We start from the raw sequence: 18,144 nt of genomic DNA, 5'->3' as shown, positions 1-18,144 counted from the left end.
ACGACCATGATTTTCGAGGCACTTCACTATCTCGCGACGCTGCCTGTCACGGGCAAGGCGAACCGCAGGTTCATCCGCTATTCCATCAACCTCTGGTCTCGCGCCAGGCGCTGCAGCCTGGCGTGGGCGGAGCATGTGGAGAACAGCCGCACAGCCATCCTCTCCGCGATGGACGGTCTTCGCGAGACACGCACGGTCGTCGTGCTCGGCTCGGGCCTGCTTTGCGACGTGCCGATCAAGGAGCTTTCGAAGAGCTTCGATACCGTCGTTCTTGTCGATCTCGTGCACATCGCGTCGGTGCGCCTTTGGCTGAAGACGAAGGGCTACCGCAATGTCCGGCTCATCGAGCGCGACCTCTCCGGTTATGACGATCTCGCGGCAGGGAAAGAGGTGGAGCCGCTCCGCTTCCTGCGGTCGGTGCCCTATCTCGATTTCGCGGTCTCGGCGAATCTGCTGTCGCAAATCGGCCGTGGCGTGAAGCGGCGCTATGAGGCGGAAGAGCCGGGCAGGATGCCCGATGACACCGTGGCTCGGCTGATCGACGCTCATCTTTCCGATCTGGCCGCCTTGCCCTGCCGAACCTGCCTTCTGACCGACATCTCCTACGCCGTCGTCGACCGCTGCGGTAAAACTCACGAGGAAAACGACCTTTTAAATGGCGTCTTGCCGCCTGCGGCCAACGCCAGCTGGTCATGGCCGGTCGCACCGATCGGCGAGGAAAGCGCTGACTACCAGATCGTCCACAAGGTCATTGCCGCCTACTGATTTGGACGTCTCCGACAGTCCCGAATGCACCGAAGACGACTTCAAGGCGACGGGCAAGGGCTGGGGGGCGCATCATTGAGGCGTTGCGCAAGGCGCCAAGCTTTGAAATTCCCACATGGGTCGCTTGGCATCCTTGCCGGGCGTGCCTATTTTGATGGCATGCGTGTCTTCGCCATCTCGACGATGCTTTTCGCCTGGCTGTTCTACAGCGCGATGTCCGCGCTGGCCGGGATGTCCTATGTGCGCGTCGATGCAACAGCCCGTCCTGGCCGAAACGCATCACGATATGGCCGGCATGGATACGGCCGGGCAAAAGAGTGTCGCAGCCAAGGATGCCTGCGCAACAGGCGACACGGCCCACATGGCCTTCTGCGCGGTATGTCTTATCGTGCCTCCGCCGCTCACGATCGGTCGAAGCGCGAAGTCTCTCTTCGCGTATCCTTCATCGGCCGCTGCACATGCGCTCGCCGATCTTCGCCCTGCACCGCAGGCACCACCCCCCGCCTTGTCTGACAATACTTTCCGCATACCGATCGCGCGGCGCGCAAAAGCACTTATGTCAGACAGAGGAAGGAAGTCCCGTGTCTATCAAAATTCTTGCCCTTACCGCAGCCTTCGCCTTCGCCGCCCCAGCGCTTGTCCAAGAAGCGCTTGCCCAGGATAAGACGATGCACATGAATCAAGATATGCCAATGCATGATATGCAGATGGACATGAGCAAGCCGATGGGCGACCAGGGGCCTTCAAGCCAGGCCTTTGCCGAGGCGAACGCCAAGATGCACAAGGATATGGCGATTGAAATGACCGGCGATGCCGATGCAGATTTTGTTCGCAGCATGATCCCGCATCATCAAGGTGCGATCGACATGGCAAAGATCGAGCTGCAATACGGCAAGGACCCGAACATCCGCAAACTCGCCGAAGCCGTCATCAAGGCTCAGGAAGCGGAGATCGCGGACATGAACGCCTGGCTGAAAGCCCACGGCAAGTAAGGCCGATACCCCCGAAGGCTGTTGTCCAACTTTCGGGGGCTATTCGTTCCCGCACCGGCGTTTTCAGTTCGCCGTTTTCAGGCGTTCGGCTCAAACGGTTCCGGGCGGCGCGCGACACCCTGGCGAGCCAGCATCCAGCCTGGATATTCCGGCGCCAGCGCACTGACCTCGTCGAGCTTCTGCATGTCGCCGGCATCGAGCTTCAGCTTGACGGCGGCAAGGTTCTGGTCGAGCTGATCGATGCGCTTCGCGCCGATGATGACGCTGGTCACGAACGGCTTTGCGAGGACATAAGCGAGCGCAACGGCTGCGACGTTGCTGCCGTGCTTCTCGGCAATTTCGCGCATGACGGCCACGCAGGCCCAGGCCTTGTCCTTGTCCACTGGCGGAAAGTCGAAATTGGCGCGGCGGCCTTCGCCGTTGCCAGGCGCACCGGGGCCAAACTTGCCGGAAAGTAGACCGCCGGCGAGCGGCGACCAGACCATCAGGCCGATCTTCTCCTCATTCATCAGCGGCACGATTTCCCGTTCGAGATCGCGGCCGGCGATCGAGTAGTAGGCCTGGACGGTTTCGAAGCGGGCGAAGCCGCGACGCTCGGAAATGCCGAGCGCCTTGGCGATTCGCCACGCCTGCCAGTTGGAAACGCCGACATAGCGCACGAGACCACGCGAGATGAGATCGTCGAAAGCGCGCAGCGTCTCGTCGATCGGGGTGACGGGATCGGTCGCGTGGATCTGGTAGAGATCGATATGGTCCGTCTGCAGCCGCTTCAGACTGGCCTCGACGGAATCCATGATGTGACCGCGCGATGCGCCGCGATCGTTCGGCTTGTCACCCATCACGCCGTAAACCTTGGTGGCGATGACGACGTCCTTGCGCGGGACATCGAGGTTCTTCAGCGCCTGGCCGAGCAGCCTTTCGGATTCACCGGAGGAATATACATCGGCGGTGTCGATGAAATTGACGCCGGCAGCGAGCGAGCGCTCGACGATCTGGTCTGCCGCCTTCTGGTCCACATCGGCAATGGAACCCCATATGGTGCCGCTGACCGCCTCGCCGAAAGTCATGGTGCCGAGGCAGATTTCCGAGACGAAAAGTCCCGTATTTCCGAGTTGATTGTATCGCATGGAGAAATTTCCTTGTGTCGGCCGCAAGCGGCCGCTTGCGGACTGCTGAACTCTAATTTTTGATTATTGGCCTGCACGTGTCAGGCACAGCCAAGGCTGGCTGCAGGCTAGGCAATATTTTACCTAATGCCGATCGTCCGCTTTTCAACGCCGCTGCAACAGGCTGCGACGAAAAAGCAAAAGCCCTTGTCTCGACGCGGCCGCTCAATAGATTGCTTCATGGATTGCAGGAGCTTGAGATGAGCACACATGCGCTGACGACAATCGGCTTCGATGCCGATGATACGCTCTGGCAGAACGAACAATATTACCGGCTGACCGAAGAGCACTTCAGGGAATTGCTCGCCGATTTCGCCGAGGGTCCGAAGATTTCCGAGCGCCTGCTGGAGGCCGAGAAGCGCAATCTCAGCCACTATGGCTTCGGCATAAAAGGCTTCACGCTGTCGATGATCGAGACGGCGATCGAAATCACCGAAGGCAAGGTGCCAACGAGCGTGATTGCCCAAATTCTCGACACGGGCCGCGATCTTCTGTCCCATCCCGTCGAGACCATGCCGCATGTGCGCGAGACGCTTGAAGCGCTGTCGGGGAATTACCTGCTCGTGCTGATCACCAAAGGCGACCTGTTCGACCAGGAACGCAAGCTCGCACAATCCGGCCTCGGCGATTTCTTCGATGCCGTCGAGATCGTCTCGGAGAAGACCGCAGTCACCTATCGCCGGGTTTTCTCGAAGGTCGGCGATGGCCCGGAGCGGGCGATGATGGTCGGCAATTCACTGAAATCCGACATCGTGCCGGCGATTGCCGCCGGAAGCTACGGCGTCTTCGTGCCGCATGAAATGACTTGGGTTCTGGAGCACGTCGACGAACCTAAGGATGCGCCACGCTTTCGCAAGATCGCCCACCTTGGCGAGCTTGGCAGCTTGCTCGGGGCACTGTCTTGACCTATTCGCCGGTGCCGGATTTCGAAGGTGCCGGCGGAAAGAGTGAAGGGCGCTCCGGCTCTTGCGGCGTGGCAGGCTGCGGCTCGCCGACTGGCTGCGGCTCGACCAGTAGCGTATAAGGCGCCCCGAGGCCACGGCGGGGCGAGACCTTGGAATAATAGGGCCGCAGAAACCACGTGGTGTTTTCCTTTACGGTCACATCCAGCGTCGTGCCATCCTCGTCCGTACCGAAGAAAGCTTCGTCATCCGTCTTCGAAAGGTCGAAGATCGCAAGAAAGGCGAATTGGCTCTTGGTCGTGAAGCTGATCTTCACGCGCTGACCGGCGCGCACCGGCAGCGTATAGACATCGCTGTTGCCGAACTTGGTCCAGCCTTTGATCTGCATGGTAACGGCCGGAAACTGCAACTTCTCGAGCTTTTCGCCAGGGTCGAGTTGCGGCGCCTGAGCAAATGCCGCCGTGGTGGACAACAGGACTGCCGCACCGGTTCCGACCCACACTTTCATGGGCGTACCAATGCCGCGCGCATCGCCTCCACTTCGGCACGGCAGAAGCAGCCTTCGATATGATCGTTGACGAGACCCATTGCCTGCATGAAGGCATAAACTGTGGTCGGACCGACGAAGGTCCAGCCACGCCTCTTCAAATCCTTCGATATCCTTGCCGAAACCGGCGTCGTCGGATTGGCGGCAACATGCTGGCGGTCAACGAGGGCCGGACGTTCATGGAGTTGCGGCTCATAGCTCCAGAAATAATGCGCGAGCGAGCCGAATTCGGCCCTCAATGCGATCGCGTGCCGCGCATTGTTGATGGTCGAGGCGACCTTGCCACGGTGGCGCACGATGCCGGGATCGGCAAGGCAGCGCTCGATATCCCGCTCGTCGAAAAGCGCAATCTTTTCGAAATCGAAGCCCGCAAAGGCGGTGCGGAAATTCTCGCGCTTGCGCAGGATCGTCAGCCAGGAAAGGCCGGACTGAAAACCCTCGAGGCAGATTTTCTCGAAGAGGCGGATATCGTCGGTGACCGGCCGGCCCCATTCCTCGTCGTGATAGCGCATGTAGTCGGGGAGATTCGCGTGCCAATGGCAGCGGCTCTTGCCGTCGTCGCCGGTGATGATACCCGATTCGCTCATGTTTCTCCGCAGCTCCTGCGCTCAGAATCCGGCTTTACCATTTAGAAACCTTGTTTCCAAACCGAAGAGTAACCCTGACGAAAAGTTTATTGCGGGGGCCGGCTTTTAATGAATCGATCTTTACCATTCGCTGGCGGGATGATGGCAGCATTCTGTCAGGCAGAAATGCCGCCCTCATGCATTCTCGGTCATTTGTAGAGAGTCCGTCCGATGATGAAATCAGTCTTGATTGCCGCCGGCCTGATCGGCCTTCTTGTCTCGCCGGCGCTCGGCAACGATCGCTATGCGAGCCGCCCGCCGGTCGTTCTCAGCCCCGATCTCACCGCGCCCTGGCTCAACCAGCTCGGCGGTGGCGTTCGTCCCGTCGTCTATCAGCGCCCGGCCGTGCAGCCGCGCGGCTTCTTCCAGCGCCGGTTCTTCCGCCGGGCACCGGCCGTGCAGCAGGTTGCGGCCGTTCGTCCCGGAGTACCGGTGATCCGCCATCAGATCGAGCCGCAATATCTGCCGCAGATGGTCGATTACGAAACGAAGGAAAAGCCGGGCACGATCGTCATCGATACCAACAACCGCTTTCTCTATCTCGTGATGGCAAACGGCACGGCCCGGCGATATGGTGTGGGCGTCGGCAAGCCGGGCTTCGAGTGGGCCGGCGCGCACAAGATCACCCGCAAGTCGGAATGGCCGGCTTGGACGCCACCTTCCGACATGATTGGCCGCGAAGCTGCCAAGGGCCATTATCTACCTGCGCGCATGGATGGCGGCCCGCAGAACCCGCTCGGCGCGCGCGCCATGTATCTCGGCTCGACGCTCTACCGCATCCACGGCACCAACGCACCCTGGACGATCGGCAGCGCCGTCTCGTCCGGCTGCATCCGCCTGCGCAACGAAGACGTTGTCGACCTTTACGAACGCGTCAACGTGGGCACGCGGGTTATCGTCATGTAACGCCCGGATTTAGTTCCGCTGTGCAAGAACATCCGGGCCGGCATACTCGAAAAGTGCAATGGCGCCGGCGACTGATCTTGAATCAGGCTGGAGTTCAGGTAGCTTCAGCCCGATCTTGCTTTTGAGGGGAATCAATCATGCTGAAAGTCGCCTCCGGCCTTGTGGCCGCCGGCATTGCCTTTTCCGTCGCAATAATGCCCGCCGTTGCCCAACCAGTGCACGATGCTGCGCCGGTCGTCCGCGTCGCGCAGTCGAAGTTCGTCAAGCCGCAGTATAAGCGCAAACTCGTGCGGCTCGTGACCGACGAAGTACCGGGGACGATCATCGTCGATACAAACAACAAGTATCTCTACTTCGTCGAGTCGAAGAACCGCGCCACGCGCTACGGCATCGGTGTCGGCCGTGATGGCTTCGGATGGTCGGGCGTCGTCAAGGTCGGCCGCAAGGCAGAATGGCCGAGCTGGACGCCACCGGCCGAGATGCGCATCCGCGAAGCCCGCAAGGGCCATATCATTCCCGCCTTTCAGGAGGGTGGCGAGGACAATCCGCTCGGCGCACGCGCCATGTATCTCTACAAGGGCGGACGCGACACCATTTTCCGCATCCACGGCACCAATCAGCCCTGGACGATCGGCCTCAACATGTCTTCCGGCTGCATCCGAATGATGAATAATGACGTCATCCATCTCTATTCGCGCGTGCCGGTCGGCACGAAGGTGATCGTCATCGGCCCCGGCAACAAGCAAGGCAGCGTCGCCTTCCAGGACAGGGGCATCGACGTGCTGCGCACCATCTTCGGCGGCGGCTGACGTCGCTGATTACTGTAACGACGGGCGGCCTTGTGCCGCCCTTTTCACATTGACGTCAGGTAAGATTGTTGCGACCTGTTCAAGCCGTTACGGCTACTTGGAGCCGCAGCTGACCTTGCCGCTGGCGGTGAACGGCTTTCCGTCGCCGCTGACCGTCAGTCCGTAGGTGCCCGAAAAATTCTTCCCCCGACCCTCGGCAAGAATGACGAGGCTCAGTGACTGGTCTTTGGCGTCTTCGCTGCCATCATCGAAAATCTCGAGGCGGAGTTCACCGTCATGCGACCAGCGGTTCGTGAGTTTGCTGGAATCGAACACGCGTTTCCTGAAGGCCTCGGGAACCGAGTTGTTCTTGACGATCAGCGCGCCGCGGAAATGATTGAGCCTGTGGCCGGCCTCGTCCTGAAAGCCGCTTTCGATCGTGAACCGCGCGCTATTATCGTCTGTTGAGCAAAAGAAACGGCTGTCGGCGTGAGCAGCCCCTGCCGCGCCAAGCAGACCTGCGAGCAATAAGATTGTACGCCCCATAGCGCTGAACTCCGTGACCAGCCGAAAACCGGCCAGGCTCACGCTAACGGAAAACCTCTTAATTTTTGCGGTATATCGCCGCCATAGGCCCAATCAAGCAGTTCAACCGTATGCAGAATTGGGATCGCTGTGCCGGTCGCGATCTGCGTGATGCAGCCGATATTTCCCGTTGCAATCACATCCGGCTTCGTCGCCTCAATATTCTTCACCTTGCGCAGCTTCAGCGCCGCGGAGATATCCGGCTGCATGATGTTGTAGGTTCCAGCCGAACCGCAACAGAGATGGCCTTCCGCCGGATCGCGCACCGTGAAGCCGGCCGCCTTCAGAAGTTGTTTCGGCGCCATGGTGATCTTTTGGCCGTGCTGCATGGAGCAGGCAGAATGATAGGTTACCGTCAGGCCCTTCGGCACATGGGCAGGCAGGTCGAGCGATGCCAGGAATTCCGTTATGTCCTTCGCCAACGCCGCCACGCGCGTCGCCTTTTGTGAATAGGCGGGATCAAGACGGAGCATGTGGCCGTAATCCTTGATCGTCGTGCCGCAGCCGGAGGCGGTGATGATGATCGCGTCCAGACCACCCTTGTCGATCTCGCGCGTCCAGACATCGACGTTTGCCCGTGCGTTTGCAAGCGCCTGCTCCTCGCGGCCCATATGATGCACCAGCGAGCCGCAGCAGACCTCGCCGGCGGGCGCTACCACCTCGATGCCAAGGCGGGTCAAAAGCCTGATCGCCGCCTCGTTGATCGCGGGATCGAGCACCGGCTGAGCGCAGCCCGTCAGAATTGCAACCCGGCCGCGCTTTTCCGCCTTCGCAGCATGGACCGCCGGCAGCGAGAAGCGCGATGGCGCCGGAATATGTTTCGGCGCAAGTGCCAGCATCGCGGCAAACGGCTTCATGACCGGCGCACGCATCAGGCCCTGGAGCGGCCTGCCGATCTTCGCAAGCTTCAACGCCAGGCGGAAGCGGCCGGGATAGGGCAGCACCGCCGCGAGGATGGTGCGAGTGAACCGGTTCATGAAAGGACGTTTATAGGTCTTTTCGATGTGGGCCCGGGCATGATCGACCAAATGCATGTAGTCGACGCCGGAGGGACACGTCGTCACGCAGGCCAGGCAGGAGAGACAACGGTCGATATGTGTAACCACTTCGGCATCCGCGGCCCGGCCGTTTTCCAGCATATCCTTGATGAGATAAATGCGGCCGCGCGGGCTGTCGAGCTCGTTGCCGAGCGTCACATAGGTGGGACAGGTCGCGGTACAGAAACCGCAATGCACGCATTTGCGCAGAATCTTCTCGGATTCGGCGACGTGCGGATCGGTTAGCTGCTCGGCGGTGAAGTTGGTTTGCATCAGGCAACTCCGGGCCGCGGGGAGGCATGCCCTCCTCTGTCCTTCCAGACATCTCCCCCCCAAGGGGGACGATCGGATGAGACGGCCTTGCGGTCGTAGTTGGACCAGAGTGGAAAGAGCGCACGACATGTATTGCCAATCTCCCACCTTGTGGGGGAGATGTCCCGTAGGGACGCAGGGGGGTGCTGCCACAAGCGGATAACGGCCATCATATCACCCCATCTTTCCCTGATTGAGTATTCCCGCCGGATCGAATTTCTCCTTCACCCGCGCCGACAGCTGGGCGACGGCTTCGGGCTGCGGCTGGAACGCCGATACGGCAGCGCGCGCCGCGTCAGTTGCACGGATCAGCGTAGCGTGGCCGCCGCCCAGCGCCTTGATGAACCGTCGGATGAGCTGCGACTCCGGATCGGCCTCCATCCGCATCCAGATCAGGCCGCCTTGCCAATCGTAGAACGCATCGACGCCAGCTTCGAGGCGCAGGGCAGCGACGAGCTGATGGCCGATGGTCGGAGCGACGGAGATGCGCCAGACCGGCCGCATCGTTTCATCGACATAAGGATGCACATCGCGTATTTCGCGCCAGAGCTGGCGGCTGGCGGGCTCGTCCAATATCGCGACCGCGCCGAAGGCCGACATCGCCGATGCCAGCCTTTCAGCACGCGCTTCGACGGAGCCCGGCAGACCTTCGATCCTGAGAACGGTCGTCTCGCCCTCCGGCAGCTTGCCGCCGAGGAATTTCCAGGTAACGGTCAAGGGAAGATGGGCCGCACCTGAGACCTCGACCGGCTGTGCCATCGCCGCGGCCATCGCAGTGGCTGCGTCCGCATCATTGAGGCCGGAGACGACGATAGTCTCTTCCGTTTTCGGCCGTGGCGGCACGCGGAAGGTGACTTCCGTCAGCAAGCCAAGCGTGCCGTGTGAACCGGCGAGAAGCTTGACGAGATCGAGGCCGGTGACATTCTTCATCACCCGCCCGCCCGCCTTGACGATCTCGCCCCTGCCGTTGACGAAGCGGATGCCGAGCAGGCTGTCGCGCGCCGCGCCTGCTACGAAGCGGCGAGGACCGGAGACGTTGGCGGCAAAGACGCCGCCGATGGTCGGCTCGCCGGACGTGCCCATGACCGGGCGGTGGTCCATCGGCTCGAAAGCCAGCATCTGCCCGTTTTCCGCAAGCGCCGCCTCGACCTCTGCAAGCGGTGTTCCGGCGCGTGCGGTCAGGACCATCTCGCCGGGATTGTACGAGACGATGCCGGTCAGACCGGTAGAACGCAAGCGGTCCTTCGCCACAGCACTGCCGAAGCCCGAGCGGGTGTTGCCGCCACAGATGGCAAGCGGTTTACCCGCGGCCGCGTGTTCACGAATGATCGAGGCTGCGGCCTCTTCCGTCTCCGGCAGAAAATCGGTCATACAGCGGCGCGCCCATCAAGCGGGAAGACCTTGGACGGATTGAGCAGCCAGCCCGGATCGAAGGCGGAACGCACCGCCATCTGCTGAGCGAGATCTACCTCGGAAAATTGATGCCGCATCAGGTCGCGCTTCTCGATGCCGACGCCATGTTCGCCGGTGAGACAGCCGCCGGCATCGACGCAGAGCTTCAGGATGTCGTTGCCGGCGGCCTCGGCTCGCGCTGCGTCCTCCGGATCGTTGGCATTGAAAAGGATCAACGGATGCATGTTGCCGTCGCCGGCGTGAAAGACGTTCGCGACGCGCAGACCGTAGCGATCGACGATCTCCGACGACTTTTTCAACACATAGGAAAGTTGGCTGAGAGGCACCGTGCCGTCCATGCAGATATAGTCCGCAATCCGCCCCGTGGCCCCGAATGCAGATTTGCGGCCTTTCCATATCTGGGCCGCCTCCGTCGCCGACTGGCTCTCGCGAATGGATCTTACGCCATGACGGCGGGCGATCTCGACGATGTTTTTCAAAATGCCGTCCATCTCCGTCTCGGAGCCTTCGACCTCGACAATCAGCAGCGCACCGGCATCGAGCGGGTATCCCGCATGGGCAAAGGCCTCGCATATCTCGATCGCCGGCTTATCCATGAACTCGATCGCCACGGGAATGATGCCCGCCGCGATGATATCGGCGACGCAGGAGCCGGCTTCCTCGGAACTGTCGAAGCCGAAAAGCACGGGCCGCGCACCTTCGGGCTTCGCGATCAGGCGGACCGTCGCTTCGGTGACGATGCCGAGCTGTCCCTCGTGGCCGCAGACGAGACCCAGCAAGTCGTAGCCGCCCGCATCCAGCGCCTTGCCACCGAGCTCGATGACCGTTCCATCCGTCAGCACCATCTTCACGCCGAGTAGGTTGTTGGTCGTGACGCCGTATTTCAGGCAGTGCGCACCGCCGGAATTCATGCCGATATTGCCGCCGATGGTGCAGGCCAGCTGCGAGCTGGGATCGGGCGCGTAGAAGAAACCATCCGCGGAGACCGATTCGGAAATATTGAGGTTCGTGACGCCCGCCTGGACGACGGCTGCCCGGTTTTGATAATCGATTTCCAGAATGCGGTTCATCTTCGAAAGGCCGATCACGACCGCATCCTCCTGCGGGATGGCGCCGCCTGAGAGCGACGTGCCCGCCCCGCGAGGCACGATCGGAATGCCGTAGCGATTGCAATATTTCATCACGGCTGCGACTTCGACGGTGGTGCGTGGCAATGCGACGGCAAGCGGCACCCGGCGATAGGCAACGAAGGCATCTGTTTCGAAGGGCACGAGCTCTCGCGCCTCGTGAATGAGACATTCGGGCGGCAGCAAGTCGATGAGGTCGCCTACGATCTGGCGGCGGCGGGCCAGCACATCGGCGCGCGGAGCGAGAAAAGAGATGGCGTCGGACATGGCGCGCTTCCTTCGGACGAATGGCGGCGAAACCGGCGCGTCCTCCACGACAACCGGCTCGTTTGGCTTAGCACTTTCCCGAAACCGGCGCAAATGCTAGGCATTTATGCCAAAAAGGGAAAAAGTCTAAAAGCAATATGACAAATCTGGGTGATCTCGAGATATTTGCCAAGGTCGTTTCGACCGGCAGCATGTCGCTTGCCGCGCGCGTGCTCGGCTTTTCGCCGGCCGTCGTTTCCAAGCGCATCAAACGACTGGAAGACAGGCTCGGCACACGTCTGTTGCAACGCACGACCCGCCAGATTTCGTTGACCGAGGCCGGCCAGGGTTTCTACGACCGCGTGCTCGGCATTCTCGCTGGGCTGGAGGAAGCGGAATATTATATCTCCGGCCGCTCGGCGCTGATGCACGGCACGCTAAAGATCTCGGCACCCACTTCATTCGGCCGCATGCATATTGCGCCGCATCTCAAGGCGTTCATGGACGCACACCCGGAGCTTGCGATCAACCTCGTGCTGACGGATGAACTAAGCGATATCGTCGGCGGCGGCTTCGACCTGGCAATCCGCATTGCCGAGCTCACCGATTCCAGCCTCGTCGCCCGAAGGCTCGCGCCGGTCCGGCGCCTGCTTTGTGCCGCGCCTTCCTATCTCAACATGCATGGCATGCCGCAAAGCATCGACGACCTGAAGAACCATCGCTGCCTGCCGGCGCACAACAACGACCTATGGCGCCTTGAAGGACCGGGCGGCGCGACGAGCCTGCGGCCGGAGGGAATGCTCGTCACCAACTCCAGCGAGGTGATCCGCGAGACGGTGATCGCGGGGCTCGGCATCGCGCTGCGCTCCACCTGGGATATCGGCGATGAACTCAAGAGCGGCAATCTCGTGCAGGTGCTGCCGGCCTATGAGGGCTCCCGCAACGTGGCGCTCTCCGCAGTATACCCCAGCCGGCAGTTTTTACCGGCCAAGGTTCGCCTGTTCATCGACTATCTCGCCGACCTCTACGGCCCGGTTCCTTACTGGGAACTTTAGGCAACGCACGAGAGTTGAGCAGCGGAAGACGCATAGTCACCATATCTTGAAAGATTCCGGAGGAACAAATGTGCCCGGCATTGAATGAGATGTCAGTCGAGATCATATTGAACAGCTGTGCAAGGACGGAATCAGCACACGATCTGACGGAATTCCGAAGCGGAACGGCAACGAATTTCCTTATTCGAAGTGTAGATCATGTCCTCGACCGTCGAACGGCGCATGGACCGTGCGAGATTTCCATGCGAAACTTATATTAGTGATTCCTGAGGCAGACTTTAAAAGGTGACCCGACAATTGACGATTCTTACCCGACTGGCTTCTGATGTGCAGCTGATGTTCCGTCGCCCGCCGCGACTGCAATATGCTGCCCTCTGCTACCGGGTGAAGAAGAAGACCAGTGAGGTCGAGGTTCTCCTGATGACGAGCCGCGATACGGGCCGCTGGGTCATCCCCAAGGGCTGGCCGATGAACGGCAAGCGCTCCTATGAAGTTGCCGCCCGAGAGGCCCATGAGGAAGCGGGCGCGCGTGGCGCTGTCGAACACGAGCCGCTCGGCTCCTACACCTATCCGAAGATCCTGAAGGACGGACTGAAAGTAACCTGCAAGGTCCAGGTCTATGTGCTTGAGGTCATCGATGTCGCCAAGAACTTCAAGGAAAAGGGCGAACGCAAGATCGAGTGGGTAACCTGTGACGAGGCGGTCAAGCGCGTCAACGAGCCCGAGCTTCGCGATCTCTTCCTGCTCTTCAAGCGAAGGATGAGCGAGCGGCCTCAGGCAAGCTTGCCCAGGCAGATTCCAGCGGAATGATTCCTGCCTTCTTGCGCTGCTAGGATAGAGGGGCGCTAACGCAGGATTTGCCCCAAGGAACAGAATGCCCAGCCGAACTCCCGTTCTTACGAAACGAACGCTCGACAAGGACCTCGACAAAATCACCCATGCCGAGGACGCGGCGAAGTTCGTCGCGCGCAAGCTGGTCGCCCCGGGCCTCGGCCTGATCTTCCTCGGTCTGGCGATGCTATTTGCAGGCGTCTACGTCTTCGACCGGCAGGGCGCCGTTCTCGTCATCGCCGCTGCTGCGCTCGCTGCCTACATGGCCATGAACATCGGCGCGAACGACGTGACGAACAATGTCGGCGCCGCCGTCGGGGCGCGTGCCATGACGATGGCACAGGCTCTCGTCATCGCGGCAGCCTTCGAGGTTCTCGGAGCAACCATCGCCGGCGGAGCGGTGGTCAGAACGATCTCGTCGAGCATCATCGATGCCGTAGAGGTTCCCGAAGGCCTGCTTGCCTGGATCATGATGGCCGCGCTGATGGCCGCAGCGCTATGGATCAATCTTGCGACCTGGCTGAACGCGCCAGTCTCGACGACACATGCGATCGTCGGCGCGGTGATCGGTGCCGGAATTGCCGCTGTCGGGCCGGATCCCGTCAACTGGCGCGTCATGGTCGAGATTACCTCAAGCTGGATGACATCGCCTCTGATCGGCGGCGTCATCGCCGCTGGCCTGCTCTACCTCGTCAAGACCTTGATCATCTACCGTGACGACAAGATTGCGGCAGCACGGCGCTGGGTTCCGGCTCTGATTGCCATGATGACCGGCGGTTTTGCGGCTTATATGATCTTGCAGCTCACGCCCGCCGGGCGATTTTCGTCACCGATGATCCTTGCCTTCGGATTATCTGCCGGCCTCGTTGCCTGGGCAGCGTCAATGCCGATCGTCGCACGGCAATCGCAAGGCCTCGAAAACCGCAACAGTTCGCTGCGCACTCTTTTCAAATTCCCGCTGATCGGCTCTGCAGCGCTGCTGTCCTTCGCACACGGCGCCAACGACGTTTCGAACGCCATCGGCCCGCTTTCGGCGATCGTGCGTTCGATATCGGGCCTTTCATCCGGCGGTGACGCGCCGCCGCTCTGGGTGATGCTGATCGGTGCCCTCGGTATGTCCGTCGGTCTGCTGCTATTCGGCCCGCGCCTCATCCACCTTGTCGGCGAGCAGATCACCAAACTCAATCCGATGCGGGCCTATTGTGTCGCACTCTCGACTGCCTTCACCGTCATTGTCGCGTCCTGGTTCGGACTGCCGGTCAGCACGACGCACATCGCCGTCGGCGCCGTCTTCGGCGTCGGTTTCTTCCGCGAATGGTATACGCGCAATTCCAAGCGCCGCATCGAATATATGCGCAGCAAGGCCGAGGCCTGGGCGATCGACGAACCGGAAGATCCGAACGTTCATGAGGCGCGCCGCCGCTATCTTGTGCGGCGCTCGCATTTCATGACCATCGTTGCAGCCTGGATCATTACCGTGCCTGTGTCGGCGGCGCTTGCGGCGTTGCTCTATTGGGTTATGTTCGCCCTCTTCGTTTGATCGGGATTGTTTGAGATGCGCGCCAATTTCCGCATGCAGCGGCTTTTCGTCGATGCTTCCTTGTCGCCGGGCGCCGCAGTGGAGGCCAGTTCCGACCAGTACAATTATCTCGCCAATGTGCTGCGCATGACCGACGGCGCCGAAATCCTGGTATTCAACGGCCGAGACGGAGAATGGAAGGCAAGCCTTTCCTTTCCGACCCGCAAGCGCATCCTCGTGACGCCAACCGAGCAGACCCGGCCCCAGCCGGCTCCGTCCGACCTGCACTATCTTTTTGCGCCGCTGAAGGTCGGCCGCCTGGACTACCTCGTGCAGAAGGCGGTCGAGATGGGCGCCGGCGTGCTGCAGCCGGTCATGACGCAACATGTGCAGGGCAAGATCACCAATCTCGATAAACTGAAGGCCAATGCTGTCGAGGCGGCAGAGCAATGCGGCATCCTCGCCATCCCGGAAGTTGCCGAGCCGGTGAAGCTCTTCGATCTGCTCGACAACTGGCCGCAAGAGCGGCGGATCATATTTTGCGACGAGGGCGATGCGGGGCAAAACCCGCTGCCACTGCTTTTAAAGATCGAGGAAAAGCAGCTTGCGCTGCTCGTCGGGCCGGAGGGCGGTTTTTCCGAGGAGGAGCGCGCGCGGCTGAGCGGCCTCGATTTCGTCACGGCCATCCCGCTCGGGCCGCGTATCCTGCGCGCCGACACGGCTGCGGTTGCGGCCATGGCGGTCATCCAGGCGGCGGTCGGCGACTGGAATTAACCTTCAAATCAGGGTCCGTTGACACAGCCTGCTATTTTTTTGATGCGTCGTTGAAAGAATTTCACTTGCAACATACGTGAGACCGGCACTAATCACCCTTCCAATTGCCCGTGCTACCGGGCATTCCCCAGAATACAGGTTACGTTGAATGGCTCGCGATACTACCGACCAGACACCGATTTCTTCGGTGCAGGAGCTGACCGATTACATTGCTGCGGGGAACAAGCCGAAGGAGCGCTTCCGCATCGGCACCGAGCATGAAAAGTTCGCCTTCTTCCGTGCCGACAACAACCCGGTTCCCTATGCCGGCGAAGCCAGCATCTCAGCCCTTCTGAAGGGCCTGCAGGCAAAGAACAGCTGGGAGCCGATCATGGACGGCGAAAATATCATCGGCCTTGCCGAACAGCACGGCATGGGCGCGATCTCGATCGAGCCGGGCGGCCAGTTCGAGCTGTCCGGTGCGCCGCTGGAAACGATCCACGAGACTTGCCGGGAATCCAATTCGCATCTCGCGACGCTGCGCGAAATCGCCGAGCCGATGGGCATCCGCTTCCTCGGCATCGGCGGCAGCCCGAAATGGACGCTCGCCGAGACGCCGCGCATGCCGAAATCCCGTTACGACATCATGACCCGCTACATGCCGAAGGTCGGCACCAAGGGCCTCGACATGATGTACCGCACCTGCACGATCCAGGTGAACCTCGACTTCTCCTCCGAAGCCGACATGCAGAAGAAGATGCGCGTGTCGATGAAGCTTCAGTCGCTGGCAACCGCGCTCTTCGCGTCCTCGCCCTTCACAGAAGCTCAGCCGAATGGCATGCTTTCCTGGCGCGGCGACATCTGGCGCGACACGGACAACCGGCGCTCCGGCCTGCTCGATTTCACCTTCCGCGACGACTTCGGCTTCCAGCACTACATGGAATGGGCGCTCGACGTGCCGATGTACTTCATCGTCCGCGACGGCCACTATCACGACTGTACCCACGTCACCTTCCGCCAGTTCATGAACGGCGCGCTGAAGGGCAAGGTCGCCGCGTGGGAGCCGACGATGGGCGACTGGACGAACCATCTTTCGACGCTCTTCCCCGACGTTCGCCTGAAGCGTTTCCTCGAGATGCGCGGTGCAGACGGCGGTCCGTGGCGCCGCATCTGTGCCCTGCCCGCCTTCTGGGTGGGCCTTCTATACGACGAAGCGGCGCTCGATGCGGCCGATCAGCTGACGAAGAACTGGACATTTGCCGAAGTCAGCGCGCTGCGCAATGCCGTTCCAACGGCCGGCCTGAAGGCCGAGTTCGGTGGCCACGCCCTTTATGAAACCGCCCGCGAGGTCATCGGAATTTCGAAGGCGGGTCTGAAGTCGCGCAACCGGCTGAACAAGGAAGGCCAGGATGAGAGCATCTTCCTATCGCCGCTCGACGAGGTGATGGCCAAAAAAGCCACGCTCGCCGAGGACCTGCTGGCGCGTTACAACGGCCGCTGGCAGCACTCCGTCGAGCCGGTCTTCGAGGAATATCAGTACTGAACCCCTTCGGCAAAAAGCCGTTTGCGCATTCCGATTTCCGTTTATAGTGGCGATTCACAAGCACTGGAAAGCGGGGGAGGACTATCATGTTGCCACTCTTCGACATGATGATGCAGGCGCAGAATGGCGCGGCGATGGACGCGATCTCCAAGCAGTTCAACCTTGCCCAGGAACAGGCGACCAAGGCGATGGCGGCGCTGATGCCGGCCTTTTCCGCCGGGCTGAAGCGCAGCACGAGCAATCCCTATGACTTCATGGGTCTCATGCAGGCGGTCGCATCCGGCAACTATGCCAAATATTTCGAGGACATGACGAAGGCCTTCACCCCGCAGGGCATCTCGGACGGCAACAATATCCTCGGCCAGCTTTTCGGCTCCAAGGAGGTTTCGCGCGCCGTCGCCGCACAAGCAGCGCAGATGACCGGCATCGGCCAGGAGATCTACAAGCAGATGCTGCCGGTGATGGCCGATACGCTGATGGGCGGGCTCTTCAAGCAAGCGACCGGACAGATGATCTCGCCCGTCAACCCCTTCATCAATACCGCGATGGGCGAAACGATCCAGAAATGGCTGGAAAGCACCGGTTTTGCGCCAAAGCCGAAAACAGCACCCGAGCCGAGCATCTTCGACAATCCGTTCACGCAAGCGATGCAGCTGATGTTCAGCACGCCGCAACCAGAATCCAAGAAGGCTCCAGCCAACCCGTTCCTCGACAATCCTTTCGCCAAGGCCTTTCAGGACATGATGGGAAGCCTCAATCAGCCGGCGGCGCAAAAGGCGCCCGAGCCTCCGAAAGAAGAAGCCAAGGAGCAGGCGGAGAATTATCTGAAGATGCTCAACACCATGTTCGACAGCGGGCTTGAGGTGCAGAGGGGCTATCAGAAAAGCATGGAATCGATCTTCGAGACATATCTGCCTAAGAAGGGCCAGCCTTCCTCCAAGATATAAAAAAAACCCGGAGACGGCTTGGGAAAGCCGGTCACCGGGTCAAGCGGCAGGGCTATTGGCTATCACCCTGCGGGGAAACTGGCC

General features: G+C 60.8%; 18 protein-coding genes and 1 pseudogene. 12 read left to right on the top strand and 7 right to left on the bottom strand.

The window, feature by feature from the left end; genetic code table 11:
- Nucleotides 1-6 precede the first annotated feature (6 nt).
- The 3 genes and pseudogenes from RGR602_RS04345 (at nt 7) to copM (ending at nt 1,757) form a co-directional block, all read left to right on the top strand.
- Complete coding sequence (locus RGR602_RS04345; protein WP_039844093.1) at nt 7-765, top strand: hypothetical protein; 759 nt, start codon at nt 7-9, stop codon at nt 763-765.
- A gap of 159 nt (nt 766-924) precedes the next feature.
- Nucleotides 925-1,276 (top strand): annotated as a pseudogene (locus RGR602_RS38065) (hypothetical protein); the annotation flags it as partial.
- 70 nt (nt 1,277-1,346) lie between these two features.
- Entirely contained in the window at nt 1,347-1,757 is a 411-nt protein-coding gene (copM, locus tag RGR602_RS04335) for a CopM family metallochaperone (protein ID WP_039844091.1), read from the top strand.
- 77 nt (nt 1,758-1,834) lie between these two features.
- Here copM and RGR602_RS04330 read toward each other — a convergent pair whose 3' ends face one another.
- The gene (locus RGR602_RS04330) at nt 1,835-2,884 is read right to left on the bottom strand and encodes an aldo/keto reductase (protein ID WP_039844090.1); all 1,050 of its coding nucleotides are present in this window, start codon (nt 2,882-2,884) and stop codon (nt 1,835-1,837) included.
- A gap of 239 nt (nt 2,885-3,123) precedes the next feature.
- Here RGR602_RS04330 and RGR602_RS04325 point away from each other — a divergent pair, with 239 nt between their 5' ends.
- Nucleotides 3,124-3,828 carry an HAD family hydrolase gene (locus tag RGR602_RS04325; protein WP_039846642.1) on the top strand — a complete coding sequence of 235 codons (705 nt, stop codon included), beginning with the start codon at nt 3,124-3,126 and terminating at the stop codon, nt 3,826-3,828.
- Nucleotide 3,829: 1 nt separating this feature from the next.
- On the opposite strand, the gene RGR602_RS04320 is transcribed toward RGR602_RS04325, so the two are convergent.
- Together RGR602_RS04320 and RGR602_RS04315 are read right to left on the bottom strand one after the other, a co-directional pair.
- Nucleotides 3,830-4,333, bottom strand: a complete 504-nt coding sequence (locus RGR602_RS04320; protein WP_039844089.1) for a PPC domain-containing protein — start codon at nt 4,331-4,333, stop codon at nt 3,830-3,832.
- Nucleotides 4,330-4,959, bottom strand: a complete 630-nt coding sequence (locus RGR602_RS04315) for a DNA-3-methyladenine glycosylase I (RefSeq protein WP_039844088.1) — start codon at nt 4,957-4,959, stop codon at nt 4,330-4,332. Before RGR602_RS04315 ends, RGR602_RS04320 begins: the two co-directional genes overlap by 4 nt.
- A gap of 210 nt (nt 4,960-5,169) precedes the next feature.
- On the opposite strand from RGR602_RS04315, the gene RGR602_RS04310 reads away from it, so the two are divergent.
- Nucleotides 5,170-5,904, top strand: a complete 735-nt coding sequence (locus RGR602_RS04310) for a L,D-transpeptidase (RefSeq protein ID WP_039844087.1) — start codon at nt 5,170-5,172, stop codon at nt 5,902-5,904.
- A gap of 137 nt (nt 5,905-6,041) precedes the next feature.
- The gene (locus RGR602_RS04305; RefSeq protein ID WP_039844086.1) at nt 6,042-6,713 is read left to right on the top strand and encodes a L,D-transpeptidase; all 672 of its coding nucleotides are present in this window, start codon (nt 6,042-6,044) and stop codon (nt 6,711-6,713) included.
- Between the two features lie 93 nt (nt 6,714-6,806).
- On the opposite strand, the gene RGR602_RS04300 is transcribed toward RGR602_RS04305, so the two are convergent.
- The 4 genes from RGR602_RS04300 to RGR602_RS04285 form a co-directional block, all read right to left on the bottom strand.
- Nucleotides 6,807-7,238 (bottom strand): hypothetical protein, encoded by a 432-nt coding sequence (locus RGR602_RS04300; RefSeq protein WP_039846641.1) that lies wholly within the window; start codon nt 7,236-7,238, stop codon nt 6,807-6,809.
- Between the two features lie 38 nt (nt 7,239-7,276).
- Nucleotides 7,277-8,587 (bottom strand): glycolate oxidase subunit GlcF, encoded by a 1,311-nt coding sequence (gene glcF, locus RGR602_RS04295; RefSeq protein ID WP_039844085.1) that lies wholly within the window; start codon nt 8,585-8,587, stop codon nt 7,277-7,279.
- A gap of 213 nt (nt 8,588-8,800) precedes the next feature.
- On the bottom strand, nt 8,801-9,997 hold the full coding sequence (glcE, locus tag RGR602_RS04290; RefSeq protein ID WP_039844084.1) for a glycolate oxidase subunit GlcE: 1,197 nt from the start codon (nt 9,995-9,997) through the stop codon (nt 8,801-8,803).
- Complete coding sequence (locus tag RGR602_RS04285; RefSeq protein ID WP_039846640.1) at nt 9,994-11,433, bottom strand: FAD-linked oxidase C-terminal domain-containing protein; 1,440 nt, start codon at nt 11,431-11,433, stop codon at nt 9,994-9,996. The genes glcE and RGR602_RS04285 overlap by 4 nt, the downstream gene beginning before the upstream one ends.
- A 137-nt stretch (nt 11,434-11,570) precedes the next feature.
- Here RGR602_RS04285 and RGR602_RS04280 point away from each other — a divergent pair, with 137 nt between their 5' ends.
- The 6 genes from RGR602_RS04280 to RGR602_RS04255 all read left to right on the top strand — a co-directional run bounded on the left by RGR602_RS04280 (nt 11,571) and on the right by RGR602_RS04255 (nt 18,060).
- Nucleotides 11,571-12,467, top strand: coding sequence for a LysR family transcriptional regulator (locus tag RGR602_RS04280; RefSeq protein WP_039844083.1), 897 nt, complete (start codon nt 11,571-11,573; stop codon nt 12,465-12,467).
- Nucleotides 12,468-12,764: 297 nt separating this feature from the next.
- On the top strand, nt 12,765-13,277 hold the full coding sequence (locus RGR602_RS04275) for an NUDIX hydrolase (protein WP_039844082.1): 513 nt from the start codon (nt 12,765-12,767) through the stop codon (nt 13,275-13,277).
- Between the two features lie 64 nt (nt 13,278-13,341).
- Nucleotides 13,342-14,838: an inorganic phosphate transporter gene (locus tag RGR602_RS04270; RefSeq protein WP_039844081.1), complete on the top strand. Its 1,497-nt coding sequence runs from the start codon at nt 13,342-13,344 to the stop codon at nt 14,836-14,838.
- 15 nt (nt 14,839-14,853) lie between these two features.
- Nucleotides 14,854-15,591 (top strand): 16S rRNA (uracil(1498)-N(3))-methyltransferase, encoded by a 738-nt coding sequence (locus RGR602_RS04265; protein WP_039844080.1) that lies wholly within the window; start codon nt 14,854-14,856, stop codon nt 15,589-15,591.
- A 148-nt stretch (nt 15,592-15,739) separates the two neighbouring features.
- On the top strand, nt 15,740-17,113 hold the full coding sequence (locus RGR602_RS04260; protein ID WP_039844079.1) for a glutamate--cysteine ligase: 1,374 nt from the start codon (nt 15,740-15,742) through the stop codon (nt 17,111-17,113).
- A gap of 86 nt (nt 17,114-17,199) precedes the next feature.
- The gene (locus RGR602_RS04255; RefSeq protein WP_039844078.1) at nt 17,200-18,060 is read left to right on the top strand and encodes a DUF937 domain-containing protein; all 861 of its coding nucleotides are present in this window, start codon (nt 17,200-17,202) and stop codon (nt 18,058-18,060) included.
- Nucleotides 18,061-18,144: the final 84 nt, after the last annotated feature.

Origin of the sequence: Rhizobium gallicum bv. gallicum R602sp, from assembly GCF_000816845.1 — a bacterium.
In the GTDB taxonomy this organism is placed as follows: Bacteria; Pseudomonadota; Alphaproteobacteria; order Rhizobiales; family Rhizobiaceae; genus Rhizobium; species Rhizobium gallicum.
The sequence above is the reverse complement of the archived record's forward strand: the minus strand, read 5'-3'. Positions and strand labels throughout refer to the sequence as shown.

Bases quoted from the DNA above. Each gene is read 5' to 3' on its own strand.
- RGR602_RS04280 (WP_039844083.1), top strand. From the start codon at position 11,571: ATGACAAATCTGGGTGATCTCGAGATATTTGCCAAGGTCGTTTCGACC.
- RGR602_RS04330 (WP_039844090.1), bottom strand. From the start codon at position 2,884: ATGCGATACAATCAACTCGGAAATACGGGACTTTTCGTCTCGGAAATC.
- RGR602_RS04270 (WP_039844081.1), top strand. From the start codon at position 13,342: ATGCCCAGCCGAACTCCCGTTCTTACGAAACGAACGCTCGACAAGGAC.
- RGR602_RS04260 (WP_039844079.1), top strand. From the start codon at position 15,740: ATGGCTCGCGATACTACCGACCAGACACCGATTTCTTCGGTGCAGGAG.
- RGR602_RS04305 (WP_039844086.1), top strand. From the start codon at position 6,042: ATGCTGAAAGTCGCCTCCGGCCTTGTGGCCGCCGGCATTGCCTTTTCC.
- glcF (WP_039844085.1), bottom strand. From the start codon at position 8,587: ATGCAAACCAACTTCACCGCCGAGCAGCTAACCGATCCGCACGTCGCC.
- RGR602_RS04345 (WP_039844093.1), top strand. From the start codon at position 7: ATGATTTTCGAGGCACTTCACTATCTCGCGACGCTGCCTGTCACGGGC.
- RGR602_RS04310 (WP_039844087.1), top strand. From the start codon at position 5,170: ATGATGAAATCAGTCTTGATTGCCGCCGGCCTGATCGGCCTTCTTGTC.
- RGR602_RS04265 (WP_039844080.1), top strand. From the start codon at position 14,854: ATGCGCGCCAATTTCCGCATGCAGCGGCTTTTCGTCGATGCTTCCTTG.
- RGR602_RS04285 (WP_039846640.1), bottom strand. From the start codon at position 11,433: ATGTCCGACGCCATCTCTTTTCTCGCTCCGCGCGCCGATGTGCTGGCC.
- RGR602_RS04315 (WP_039844088.1), bottom strand. From the start codon at position 4,959: ATGAGCGAATCGGGTATCATCACCGGCGACGACGGCAAGAGCCGCTGC.
- RGR602_RS04255 (WP_039844078.1), top strand. From the start codon at position 17,200: ATGTTGCCACTCTTCGACATGATGATGCAGGCGCAGAATGGCGCGGCG.
- glcE (WP_039844084.1), bottom strand. From the start codon at position 9,997: ATGACCGATTTTCTGCCGGAGACGGAAGAGGCCGCAGCCTCGATCATT.
- RGR602_RS04325 (WP_039846642.1), top strand. From the start codon at position 3,124: ATGAGCACACATGCGCTGACGACAATCGGCTTCGATGCCGATGATACG.
- RGR602_RS04300 (WP_039846641.1), bottom strand. From the start codon at position 7,238: ATGGGGCGTACAATCTTATTGCTCGCAGGTCTGCTTGGCGCGGCAGGG.
- RGR602_RS04320 (WP_039844089.1), bottom strand. From the start codon at position 4,333: ATGAAAGTGTGGGTCGGAACCGGTGCGGCAGTCCTGTTGTCCACCACG.